A 12,193-nucleotide genomic window follows, 5' to 3' on the forward strand; every position below is an offset into this window, starting at 1 on the left:
GCAAATGCGAGGAATTCTCGACTGCGCGGTGAGGGCGGCGGCGGATGGCGGGGGTGGCGCTCCGCCGTGGGCGCCTCTGAGGCGAGGTGCCAGGTCGTACTGGTTGTGCCCGGTCGGGCCGTGTCAGGCCTTGCCTCAGCCCCGGCGCTCGGCGACCGACGTGTGCACCACGTCGCCCGTCACCCGGGCCTGCACGAGCAACTCATGGACCCGCCCATCGAGCGGGCCGTCCGGCGTCGGGCGGAATCGCAGGCTGAGCGGCGCGAAGCCGGACTCACAGTTCCCGCTGACGTCGATCCACTCCATCTCGTCGAATTCGACGAAGCGCTTCACGAGCGGATGGATGGCCTTGTAGACGCTCTCCTTGGCCGAGAAGAGCAGCGTGGCCCGCAGCGGGTCCGCGCCCGCCGGGAACCATCTCGCACGTTCACGCGGGGTGCAGCAGAGCGCGACGATGTCGCGGCCGCCGCTCTCATCGACGATGCATTCGCTGTCGATTCCCACCCGCAGCCACTCGGCGCTGGCGGCGACCGCCGCCCAGGCGCCATCGCGCGTGTGGGCGATCGAGCCGACGACGCCGTCCGGCCAGCGCGGTGCGCCGCCGTCGCCGGTGCCGATCGCCTCGCACCGGCCCGAGAGGGCGAGCAGAGCCGTCTCCGCGCACAGCCGGCCACCGAGGTAGCCGAGCCGGCGCGAGCGGCTGGACCGCCTGATCGCCGTCGGCAGGCCGTCCAGGGTCAGGTCTTGCGTCAGCCGGTCCAGCTCCTGCAGATCGATCCCGCGTCCGACGACTTCCGCCGGCAGCACATGCGGCGCAGGGGCCATCAGGCGCTCGATGTCCCGCAGGCGCGCCGGGGCCAGGCGGTGCAGCCATTCGCGCACCGGCACGGCGTTCTCGGCCTGGCACGTGTTGTCGCCAACTGTTGCGATATGAAGCGTTGGTGTCATGCCCCTGATCGGTCGGCGGGATAGCGGGATTCGTCGCGCGATGACGGTAGAGTCGCGCCTTGTTGAGAATCATTATCATTCAAGTGACCACGAAGTCACAGGGAGTACCACTGTCATGACCATCGAGTACCTCGAACCGGGGCTCGCCCACGTCTTCATCGAGAACCGGGCGCGTCTGCGGCGCATCGCGCAAGGCATCGTGCGGACGCCGGAGCAGGCGGACGACGTGCTGCAGGACGCCTACCTGAAGCTGGCCCACGGGGAATCGCCCCGGCAGGCGGACCGGCCGCTGGGCTACTGCAGCCGCGTGGTCCGCAACATGGCGCTCGACCACTGCCGCAAGCACAGTGTGGAAGCGAACTACCGCTCCTTCGATGTGGAGGCCGACGATTTGGACATCCCCGACACCGCTTCGCCTGAGCGCTCGATGCGCGACAAGCAGGTGATCTGCTCGATCGACCGCGCGCTGTCCTGCGTGCCCGCGCAGACGCGGCAGGCCTTCGAGCTCTACCGGCTGGAAGGCCTGACCCAGCGCGAGATCGCGCAGCGCATGGGCTGCGCGCTGGGGCTGGTGAACGCCTGGATCGCGGACGCCGCGCGCGCGATCGCGGGGTGCCGCCACCTGCTGGCCGACGACTGACGCGCCGCAGCGCGCGCACCGCCGACGCCCCTGCGTTCCCGCGCATCCTCGCGCGCCCGCGCGGACCTCGCGCAGCGCCGCACGGGCCTGGAGTAAGCTGCCGCCACAGAGGTCATCCGGCCTCTGCGACTTCGACTCCGGGTCACGCCGCCGCCAACCCCCATGACACAAGAGCAGGACGATCCCGTCTGGCAAGCCGCCTGGACGTGGGTGCAACGCGAGTTCGATCGCGAGCGCTTCGACGAGCCCGCCCGGCTCGCGCTGGCGCGCTGGCTCGCCGAAGATCCCGAGCATGTGCGGATGCATCAGCAGGCGACGCGCTTGTGGGCGCTTGCAGGCCAGGTGCCGGCTCGCGCGCAGGATCCGGACGACCCCGCGACACGGCCGGCGGCACGCCGATCGAGGGACGCCGATCCCTGCGACTGAGCGGCGCGACCAGACTCCAGGATCTGCGCCAGCGACCGACCCGGGAGGGTCGATCCTGAGCATCACTAGCGCTTCCTTCGCGCATCGCCACCGCGCAGCCTGCTGGCTCGGCCCTGTCGCATCACCGATGCTTGCCTCGCGCGATCCGCGTGAACATCCGCCGCGCTGAAACGTCTTGAGAGGACAGGGCCCCGTCTCCGGTCTCACCGGGAGCGGGGACACCCACATTCCCATCCTGCAAGAGGCGTTCTCATGTCCACCAGCTGCTTCGACCGCGAAGACGACACCTTCATCGTTCTCGTCAACCACGAAGACCAGTACTCGATCTGGCCGCACTGGAAGGCCGTTCCCGGCGGCTGGTCCGTGGTGCCCGATGTCCGCGGCGACAAGAAGACGGTGCTCGCCTACGTCGATCGCACCTGGACCGACATGCGCCCGAAGTCGCTGCGCGACTGGATGGCGGGGCAGGGGCAGGCCGGCCAGCCGACGACCGCGGGCTGAGGCCCATGGAGGCGATGGCCCTCAAGCTGCTGTGCCTGCCGTGCGCGGGCGCGAGCGCGACGATGTACCTGCGCTGGCGCCGGCTGCTGCCGCGCTGGATCGAGATCGTGCCGGTGGAACTGCCCGGCCGCGGCAGCCGCCTGGGCGAGCGTTTCGTCGAGGACTTCGGGACGCTGGCCGACCGGCTCTGCGACGAGCAGGCCGCGGTCATGCGCGGATCGTCGGGCGGGCCGCAGGCCTTCGCGCTCTTCGGTCACAGCATGGGCGCGCTGCTGGCGCACGGCATGGCGCAACGGCTGCGCGAGCGCGGCGATCGCCTGCCGCGCGCGCTGATCGTCTCGGGCAGCGCGGCGCCGTCGCGGCGCGACACGTCGCGCCTGCGGCAGGCGCTCGGCGATGACGAGGCCCTGGCCGCCGACCTGCGCCGCCAGGGCGGCACGCCGGACGAGGTCTTCGACAACGCGGAGCTGCTGCGCCTGACGCTCGACGTGCTCGGCGCGGACTACCGCGTGTGCGACAGCTATCGCCATGTCCCGCGGCCGCCGCTGCCCGTGCCGGTGCACGTCTTCGCCGGGCGCCAGGACGAGATCGCGCCCGACCGGCTCGCCGCCTGGTCGCTCGAGTCCGAGGCGCCCGCGACGCTGGACTGGTTCGACGGCGGCCATTTCTTCGTGCGGCAGCAGGAGGGCGCGGTGCTGACCGCGCTGGCCCGCCACCTGAGCGCCGTCGGCGCTGCCGCGCGCGCCGCACCCGGCGCCTTCGCGTGACCGCGCGGCGCCACGCGCCGCGGGCCCCGCTGCCCAGAGACCTTCACTGAAAGAAGCGCGACATGCCTGCCGCGATGACGACTCCTTCGTCCCTGCCGGCGCCCGAGGGCGCGGCATCGACCCTCGTTGAGCACCTCGACCGACTCATCGCGTCGAGGCCGGGGGACACCGCCCTGATCATGGTCGGAGACCGCGGGGTGGACGGCGGGATGGACGGCGAACGCGACGCCGGACGCGACGCCGGACGCGATGCCGGACGCGATGCCGGACGCGACGGCCACGAACGGCCCGTCACCTACGAGGCGCTCGGCCGCCGCTCGCGCGCGCTGGCTGCGGCGCTGCAGGCCGCCGGTCTGCAGCCGGGATCGCGCGTGCTGATCGCGCTCGAAGGTACGGACGACTACCTCGTCGCTTTCCTCGGCTGCCAATACGCCGGCGTGATCGCCGTGCCGGTGTTCCCGCCGGAGAGCGCTCGGCCGCAGCATCTCGAGCGCTTCGCCGCGATCGCGCGCGATGCCGGCGCGGCCGCGGTGCTCGGCACGCGCGACGTCATCGAGGCCGGCTCGTTCGGCGAGCTCGGCGGAATCGGGGCAGTCGGAGCGACCGGCGCCATTGATGCCATCGGCAACCCCGATGGCATGCGGGCGCTCGCCGTCGACGACATCGACGTCGCATTGGCCGACGCCTGGAGGCCGCACGTTCCGCGTCCTTCGGACATCGCCTTCCTGCAGTACACGTCCGGCTCGACGTCCACGCCCAAGGGCGTGATGGTGAGCCACGGCAACCTGATCGCCAACGAGCGCGCGATCCAGGCGGCGCTCGGCACCACGGCGCGCGACGTCTATGTCTCCTGGCTGCCGCCGTTCCACGACATGGGCTTGATCGGCGGGCTGCTGCAGCCGCTGTTTTCCGGCGGGACGCTGATCCTGATGACGACGGCGTTCTTCCTGGCCCGGCCGATGCGCTGGCTGGAGGCGATGCATCGCCATCGCGGCACGATCACCGCCGGCCCCGACTTCGCCTACCGGCTCTGCGCCGAGCGGATGAAGCGGGCAGGTCGGACCGCCACCCCGGCGTTGGACCTGAGCGCGTGGCGCATCGCGCTGTCCGGCGCGGAGCCGGTGCGGGCCGACACGGTGGCCGCCTTCCAGGAGGCCTTCGCGCCTTGCGGCTTCCCCGCCGGCGCGATCTATCCGAGCTTCGGACTGGCCGAGGCGACGCTCTTCGTGACCGGCGGGCAACGTGCGGACGGCGCAGTCTCTCGTCGCTTCTCCATCGAGGCGTTGAAGCAGCAGCGTGCGGAACTGGCCGTGGCCGTCGAGGTCGACGCGCCTGTCGATGCGCCTTCTGATGTCCTTTCCGATGTCAATGCCGACGCTGTTGCGAAGGCCAACGCCGAGCCCAAGGCCGACGGAGCTCAATGGCTGGTCAGCTGCGGCGCGGTCGCACGCGACCATGAGGTGCGCATCGTCGATCCGGCCACCGGCGCCGCGTTGGACGAGGCGCAGGTCGGCGAGATCCGCGTGCGCGGGCCCAGCGTCGCTCAGGGCTACTGGGGACGGCCGGAGGTCAGCGCCGAGACCTTCATCGAGCTAGGCCCAGAGCGCTGGCTTCGCACCGGCGACCTGGGTTTCCTGCGCGACGGCGAGCTCTACGTGACCGGTCGCATCAAGGACCTGATCATCCTCCGCGGCCACAACGTGTATCCGCAGGACATCGAGGCGGCGATCGAGCGCCAGCCCGATCTCGTGCGTCAGGGACGCGTGGCGGCGTTCGCGGTGCCGGGACGTGACGGCGAAGGCGAAGGCGATGGCATCGGCGTCGCGGCCGAGGTGTCGCGCGCCACGCGCAAGTCGATGACGGCGCAGGCGCTGGTGACCGCGATCGGTGCCGTCGTCGGTGAACACTGCGGCGAGGCGCCGCGCGTCACGATCCTTCTCAACCCGGGCGGTCTGCCCAAGACGTCCAGCGGGAAGATCCAGCGCTCCGCGGCGCGGCAGGGCTGGCGCGATGGCACGCTGGATGCCTTCGCGATCCACGCGGAAGGACGCTTCGTGCTCGGCGCGGACGAGCCTGCCGAGCGCTTCCCCGATGCCGGCAATGCGGGCGCGCCATTGGCACCGCTCACCGACACCGAACGAATGCTTGCGCTGATCTGGCGCGAGTCGATCGAGGCTCCCGGTGGCGCGGGGAACGCGGGGAGCGCCGAATGCGCCGAGAGCGCGAGCGTCTTCGACGGGGAGGTTGGCGTTCGCGCCGGCATCGGCATCGGCATGGGCATGGGCATGGGCATGGGCATGGGCATGGGCGCGGACGCGGACGCGGACGCCGCGCTGCCGACTCGCGACACCCATTTCTTCGCCGCTGGCGGCAACTCGTTGACGGCCGTGAAGGTGGCCTCGCGCGTGTCCTCGAGGCTCGGTGTGACGCTGGGCCTGCGCGATCTTTTCGAATGCCCGGTGCTGGGCGACCTCGCCGCGCGCATCGATGCGCGGCGCGCCGCCGCGATGTCCGGCACGGCGACGCCTGGCGCTCTTGCGGGAGCGCCCCACGCACACCACGCACACCACGCACACCACGTGCCGATGGTTCCGCTGGTTCCGCTGGTTCCGATCGATCGAACCGCAGACCGGGTCCTGTCGCCGACGCAGCGCCGCCTGTGGCTCGTCGAGCGCCTGACGCCGCGCGCCGCACGTGAAGCTCATCCGGCCTACAACATGGCCGCCGCGCTGCATCTGGACGGCGATCTCGACGTGGCGGCGCTGCAAGGCGCGCTCGACGCGCTGGTGGACCGGCACGAGGTGCTGCGCACCATCTATCCGGAGAACGACGAGGGCGAACCGATCGCCGTGTCGCGGCCCGCCGCGCGCGTCGATCTGCCGCTGCGCGATCTGTCGGCGCTGTCGGAGCCGCAACGCAACGCCGCAGTCGACGCGGCCCTGACCGCGCAGGAAGGCCGCGCCTTCGACCTGGCGGGCGATGCCCTGTTGCGTGCGGAGCTGCTGCGACTCTCATCCGACCGGCATGTGCTGTTGCTGTGCGTTCATCACATTGCCTTCGACGGCTGGTCGGTGGGCGTGTTCGTCCGTGATCTCACCGTCGCCTATGCGGCGATCCGGAGAGATACGGCGCCGGCCTGGTTGCCGCTGGCGGTGCAGTACGCGGACTATGCGCAATGGCAGACGCGCCAGCTCGCCGCGACGCAGTCGGCGCTGGCCGCGTTCTGGCGCGAGGCCTTGCGCGGCGCCCCCGCGCTGTCCACGCTGCCGCCTGATCGCGAGCGGCCGGCGGTCGCATCAATGGCCGGCGATGCCGTATCGATCACGATGTCGCGAGCGGAGGCCGACGCGATCACGCGACTGGCCCGGTCGCAAGGCAGCACGCCCTTCCTGGTGATGATGGCGGCCTTCCTGGCGCTGATGCACCGGCGTACCGGCAGCGACGATCTCGTCGTCGGCACCGACGTCGCGGGCCGCGACCTGCCCGCGCTCGAACCGCTGATCGGATTCTTCGTCAACGTCGTGCCGCTGCGCTCGCGGCGGATCGGCGTCGATCGCAACAGCGTCAGTAACGGCCCCCACAGTGCCGACAGAACCAACAGTGCTAACGGTGCAGACCGTGCGGACGGTGCGGACCGTCCCGATGACAAGCGCGGCGAGACCTTCACCGATTGGCTGGCACGCGTGCGCGAGCTCGGCCTGACGGCGTTCGAGCACGCCGCGATGCCGTTCGACCAGATCGTCGACGCGGCGGGCGTGCCGCGCTCGCGCCGGCACGGGCCGCTGGTGCAGACCTTGTTCGTGGTTCAGAACACCCCCGCCGCGCGCTTCGATCTGCCGGGACTGACGGTGCGCCTTGAGTCGCGTCCTCCGGTCACCTCGAAGTTCGACCTAGCCGTCTTCGTCACCGACACCGCCGACGGCCTCCGCGCCGAGTGGGTGTTCGCGACGTCCCTCTACGAGCGCGCCACCGTCGAAGCCGCCGCGCAGGACTGGCGGACGCTGATGCGCCGCGCCGCCGCCGAGCCGGACACGGCGCTCGACACGCTGCTGGACGGCTTGGAGCCTTCCGGACCATCGCCATCGAGCCAGCCGTCCTCCGGCCCGCCACCTTCTTCTCCTCCGCCTCACCAGGAGCCGACCATGTCTTCCCTTCCTTCTCCCGTCGTCGACAAGCCGGGCAAGCTCGACAAGCTGGGCAAACTGGCCGCGCTCGGCAAGCGCGCGGGACCGGGCGCCATCGGCGCTTCGGCGACGACCGCGGCCCCGGCGCCCGCCGTCCGCATGGCCACGCTCGCGGACGATCGCCCCTTCCCCCTGATCGTCGAGGCCACGCGCCCCGACCTCGACGCCGTCGCCTGGGCGCGCGCCAACCGCGACGTCGTCGAGACCTCGCTGCTCACGCACGCGGGTCTGTTGTTCCGCAACTTCGGGCTGAGGACGCCGCAGGAGTTCGAGGCCTTCGCCGAGTCCATCGAGCCCGAGCTGTTCGGCGGCTACGGTGACCTGCCGAAGAAGGAGGGCGGTCGCAACACCTACCGCTCCACGCCGTATCCCGAGCGGCAGATGATCCTGTTCCACAACGAAAGCGCCCACCTGGAGCGCTGGCCGCGCAAGCAGTGGTTCTTCTGCGAGCTGCCGTCGCCGGTCGGCGGCGCGACGCCGATCGTCGATTGCCGCGAGATGCTGCGCCGGCTGCCCGCCGACCTCGTCGACGAGTTCGAAGGAAAGGGCCTGCTCTACGTCCGCACCTTCACGCCGCGGCTGGACGTGTCGTGGCAGGACTTCTTCAAGACCGCCGATCGCGGCGAGGTCGAGGCTCGGCTGACGCAGGCCGGAACCGCCTTCCGATGGCTGGACGCCGACACGCTGCAGACCCGCACCCGCTGCCCGGCGGTGGTCAAGCATCCACTGACCGGGGAGCGGGTGTTCTTCAACCAGGTGCAGCTGCACCACGTCAGCTGCCTGGAGCCGGATGTGCGCGAGGACCTGCTCGGCCTGGTCGGGCTGGACCGCATGCCGCGGCACGTCACCTTCGGGGACGGCTCGGCCATCCCGGACGCCACGATGGCCATCGTCGGCAAGGCCTATGAGGCCTGCGCGGTGCGGCTCGATTGGCGGCAGGGCGACATCATCATGCTGGACAACATGCTGGCGGCCCATGCGCGCGACCCGTACGAGGGACCGCGCAAGATCGTCGTGGCGATGGGCGCGATGTTCGATCGCGCGGCGCTGGGCGGGGAGGCGTGATCCGATGAATGCGATCCATACCCCCGGCCTGCCTGCCGAGGAAATCGTCAGCAGCGGATTGAGCCCCGAGCAGCGCGCGGTGGTCCGCCACCTGGATGCGACGCACCTGGACGCTGCGGGGATCGATGCGGCGCGCCTGGCGGCCGTGCCCGGCCTGACGGCGCGCGTCACGATCGATGGGGCTCTTGATGGCCTTGCTGGCCTGGATGGCGCGTTCAATGGCGACGTGCTGCGTCACGCGGTCGATCAGGCCGTGGGCGCGCACGAGATGCTGCGCACCGCCTTCGGCCCGGTCGACGGCTATCGCGGGCTGCGCCAATGGCTGCTGCCGGTGCGGCCGGCGCTCGACTGGTCGAGCGCCGATCTGCGGGGCACGGACGAGGCGGCGTTGCAGGACTGGCTCGCGCGATTGGCCGCGCCGCTGGCGATCGCCGAGGGGCAGGTCTTGCGCGCAGGTCTGGCACGCGTGTCCGACACGCGGCATGTGCTGGCGCTGCACGCGAGTGCGCTGGTGGCGGACGAAGGCAGCCTGCGCACGCTGCTGGCAAGGATCGCGACGGCCTGCGTCGGAGCGCGCGGAGAACGGGGAAAGCGCGGAGAGCGCGGAGAACGCGGAGATGCGATCGGCTTCGACGCCGAGGAGGTCTTCCAGTACGGCCAGTACGTCGAATGGCGCGCCGAACTGTCAAGCGGGGAGGAGGCCCGGACCGGCGCGGCCTATTGGCGCGAGCATCTCGGCATTGGCACCGCCGGGACGGTCGTCCCGGGCGACCTCGATACCGACTGGCAGGGCCCGCGACTGCCGCAACCCCTGGCGCCGCGCGCCGGCCGTGTCGAAGCGCGGACCGTGCTTGACTCGGCGGTGACGGCCCGCATCGTCGCTTCGACGGTGGGCGCCGAGCCGCTGCTGCACGCCGTCTGGCTGCTGCTGCTCGCACGGCTGAACGGCTTCGAGCGGTTCCTCTCCGGCTGGCGCCACGACTGCCGCGACGACTACGAGGTGATGCGCGGCGCTGTCGGTGTCTTCGAGAAGGTGCTGCCGATGGCGGTGACGCTGACCGGGGACACGCGTGTCGAGGACTGGCTGGCGCGATGTGCGGCCACGGTCTCCGCGCACATCGACGCGCAGGAGTACTGGACGGATGAGCCGTCCGCGGCAAGCGTTCATCTGGGGACGGTTTTCCATTGGCGGACTGTGGCCGCGCCAGAAGCAGGCTGGTCAGCCCCGTTGATCGAGCGCGCCGGCAAGCGCGTCACCGATGGCCTTCGCGATGGTGCTGACAACAGCAACGGTTATCACCCAAGCATCCGGTCCGGCAATCACGCCGGCAATCACGCCGGTGATCGAACCGGTGATCCCGCTGGCGATCGCGCCGCGCTCACGCTGGAGGTGCACTGGGGCGAGCGCGTCGAGCTGGTGCTGAACGCCGACGGCCTGCGTCATTCTCAGCAGGCGGTCGAACGCCTGCTGGGCCAGTTCACAACGCTCGTCGGGCAGGTGCTCGATCGGCCGCGCGCAACGGTGCGCGAGCTCGATCCCGTCGGCGCCGAGGAGCGCGCGGCCCTGCTGCGCGGGGCGCAGGGCGAGCGCCGGCATGTCGGCGCGCTGACGGTGTCGCAGCATGTGGCCGAATGGGCGGCCTTGTCGCCGCAGGCCCCGGCGCTCGAGGCCGGCGGGGTCGTGCTGGACTACCGCGCACTGAACCAGCGCGCCAACCGCCTCGCTCGTGCGATGGCGACACTGGGCGTAACGCCGGGATCGCTGGTCGCGCTGAACCTGCCGCGCGGCGCGGACCTCATCGTCGCGATGCTGGCCGCCTGGCGAGCCGGCGCGGCCTACCTGCCGCTGGAACCGGGCTGGCCCGAGGCCCGTCGTCGTACGCTCCTGTCGGACGCCGCGCCCGCCCTGGTCCTGTCCGCGACACCGCAGTCGAGCGAGCCGTCCTTCCGCGCGGCGACCCTGACAGGCGATGTCCTGACGTCCGCCGGCCAGGCCGCGATCGACTTGCGCGAGCTGGACGGTTCTCTTCCGGTCATTCAGCCTCGGTTGAGCGACCTGGCGTATGTGCTCTACACGTCCGGATCGACCGGCCAGCCCAAGGGCGTGGCCATCGAGCACGGCCAGCTGCTGAACTACGTCGTCGCGAGCACCGCGGCGATGGACCTCGCCGCCAGCCGGCGCTGGGGCCTGACCAGTTCGGTCGTCGCCGACCTGGGCAACACGGCGCTGTTCGGCGCGCTCTTCAACGGCGCCTGCCTGATCGTCGCCAGCGAGGACGACACGCGGAGCCCGGCCGCCTTCGCGCGCTTCGTCAAGACCGCGGGCATCGACGCGGTGAAGATCGTGCCGTCGCACCTGGAGGCGCTGCTTGAAGGCGAGGCGGCTGGCGAGGCGCCGCGTGTGCCGCGCACGCTGGTGCTGGGCGGCGAGGCGGCGCCGCGCGCGCTCATCGAGCGCCTGCGACGCCTGGCGCCCGACACCGCGATCCACAACCACTACGGACCGACGGAAACCACGGTCGGCGTGCTCGTGCATCGCGTCCGCGCGTCCGATCTGCAGGGCGGCGACGCGCTCCCGCTGACGCAGGTGCTGGCCAACAACCGAGTCCTCGTGCTGGACGAGGCGATGCGGCTCGTGCCCGCGGGCGGGCAGGGGCAGGTCCATGTCGGCGGACCTCAGGTTTGCCGCGGCTACCTGGGCCAGATGAAAGAGCTGAGTGGCCTCGGCGGCCAACGCGGCGATGGCGGCGATGGCAGCGATGGCAGCGATGGCAGCGATGGCAGCGGAAACGGCAGGGACGGCGCGAGCGGTCGCACGCCAAGCGCCTTCGTCGATGACCCCTTCCATCCCGGCGAACGGCTGTATCGCACCGGCGATATCGCGCAGGTCCTGGCCGAGGGCGGCCTTCGCCTGGTGGGGCGCGCCGACCATCAAGTGAAGGTGCGCGGCTTCCGCGTTGATCCGGCGGAGATCGAGGTCGCGTTGCTGACCTTGCCGGAGGTCCGGCAGGCCGCCGTCCTCGCGGAGCAGGGCGCGGCTGGAGAGGTCGAACTGGTGGCGTGCGTGGTGCTGGAAACATCCGGCGGCGACGCCACCGGCGCCACGACGAATCGCGCGGATCAAGCGGGGCAAGCCGGTCGTGCGCTTCACCTGCGCGAAGCGCTGAAGGCCTTGCTGCCGTCGCACATGGTGCCGGCGCGCCTTCATGCGCTCGACGCCTTCCCGCGACTGGCGAACGGCAAGCTCGATCGTGCCGCGATCGTTGTGCTGGCGGCCGGTGCCGCCGCATCGGCCATCGAATCGTCGCGGGATGGCGATGCCGCCGCACCGCGCGCGCCGCGCGACGCGCTGGAGAGCGTGCTGTCGCAAGGCATGGGCCTGCTGCTGGGCCGCGGCCCGATCGGCATCGACGAGGACTTCTTCGAGCTCGGTGGCCACTCGCTGATGGTGATCCGGCTGGTGGCGCGGCTGCGCAAGCTGCTGGGCATCGAGATCGAACCCGGCCTGGTCTTCGACCACCCCACCGTGGCCGAGCTCGCCGCGGCGCTGCGCGCCGGCCCCTGGGACACCTCCGGCTTCGAGCGCCTGGCCGCCACCGATTGGCAGAGCGCCGAAACGGCGACCGTTCCCCATTGACGCATCAGGCTGACCGATGAACGAC

General features: G+C 71.2%; 7 protein-coding genes. 6 read left to right on the forward strand and 1 reads right to left on the reverse strand.

Annotated features, from left to right (window positions below; all coding sequences use genetic code 11):
- Positions 1-135 precede the first annotated feature (135 nt).
- Positions 136-948, reverse strand: a complete 813-nt coding sequence (locus ACQ4L4_RS07305; protein WP_431103564.1) for a 4'-phosphopantetheinyl transferase family protein — start codon at positions 946-948, stop codon at positions 136-138.
- A 115-nt stretch (positions 949-1,063) separates the two neighbouring features.
- On the opposite strand from ACQ4L4_RS07305, the gene ACQ4L4_RS07310 reads away from it, so the two are divergent.
- From ACQ4L4_RS07310 to ACQ4L4_RS07335, 6 genes are all read left to right on the forward strand, one after another.
- Positions 1,064-1,588 (forward strand): sigma-70 family RNA polymerase sigma factor, encoded by a 525-nt coding sequence (locus ACQ4L4_RS07310; RefSeq protein ID WP_377155081.1) that lies wholly within the window; start codon positions 1,064-1,066, stop codon positions 1,586-1,588.
- A 162-nt stretch (positions 1,589-1,750) separates the two neighbouring features.
- Entirely contained in the window at positions 1,751-2,014 is a 264-nt protein-coding gene (locus ACQ4L4_RS07315; RefSeq protein ID WP_431103565.1) for a DUF4880 domain-containing protein, read from the forward strand.
- Positions 2,015-2,266: 252 nt separating this feature from the next.
- A complete protein-coding gene (locus ACQ4L4_RS07320; RefSeq protein ID WP_431103567.1) occupies positions 2,267-2,515 on the forward strand; it encodes an MbtH family protein in 249 nt (82 codons plus the stop codon).
- 14 nt (positions 2,516-2,529) lie between these two features.
- Entirely contained in the window at positions 2,530-3,282 is a 753-nt protein-coding gene (locus ACQ4L4_RS07325) for a thioesterase II family protein (protein WP_431103568.1), read from the forward strand.
- 62 nt (positions 3,283-3,344) lie between these two features.
- Positions 3,345-8,531: a condensation domain-containing protein gene (locus ACQ4L4_RS07330; RefSeq protein ID WP_431103569.1), complete on the forward strand. Its 5,187-nt coding sequence runs from the start codon at positions 3,345-3,347 to the stop codon at positions 8,529-8,531.
- A 4-nt stretch (positions 8,532-8,535) separates the two neighbouring features.
- The gene (locus ACQ4L4_RS07335; RefSeq protein ID WP_431103570.1) at positions 8,536-12,168 is read left to right on the forward strand and encodes an AMP-binding protein; all 3,633 of its coding nucleotides are present in this window, start codon (positions 8,536-8,538) and stop codon (positions 12,166-12,168) included.
- The last annotated feature ends 25 nt before the right edge of the window (positions 12,169-12,193 follow it).

The organism is Roseateles noduli (assembly GCF_050626985.1).
Classification (GTDB): domain Bacteria; phylum Pseudomonadota; class Gammaproteobacteria; order Burkholderiales; family Burkholderiaceae_C; genus Roseateles; species Roseateles noduli_A.

What these genes read in the sequence shown, in the direction of transcription:
- ACQ4L4_RS07320 (WP_431103567.1), top strand. Translation starts at nt 2,267, where the DNA reads ATGTCCACCAGCTGCTTCGACCGCGAAGACGACACCTTCATCGTTCTC.
- ACQ4L4_RS07325 (WP_431103568.1), top strand. Translation starts at nt 2,530, where the DNA reads ATGGCCCTCAAGCTGCTGTGCCTGCCGTGCGCGGGCGCGAGCGCGACG.
- ACQ4L4_RS07305 (WP_431103564.1), bottom strand. Translation starts at nt 948, where the DNA reads ATGACACCAACGCTTCATATCGCAACAGTTGGCGACAACACGTGCCAG.
- ACQ4L4_RS07330 (WP_431103569.1), top strand. Translation starts at nt 3,345, where the DNA reads ATGCCTGCCGCGATGACGACTCCTTCGTCCCTGCCGGCGCCCGAGGGC.
- ACQ4L4_RS07335 (WP_431103570.1), top strand. Translation starts at nt 8,536, where the DNA reads ATGAATGCGATCCATACCCCCGGCCTGCCTGCCGAGGAAATCGTCAGC.
- ACQ4L4_RS07315 (WP_431103565.1), top strand. Translation starts at nt 1,751, where the DNA reads ATGACACAAGAGCAGGACGATCCCGTCTGGCAAGCCGCCTGGACGTGG.
- ACQ4L4_RS07310 (WP_377155081.1), top strand. Translation starts at nt 1,064, where the DNA reads ATGACCATCGAGTACCTCGAACCGGGGCTCGCCCACGTCTTCATCGAG.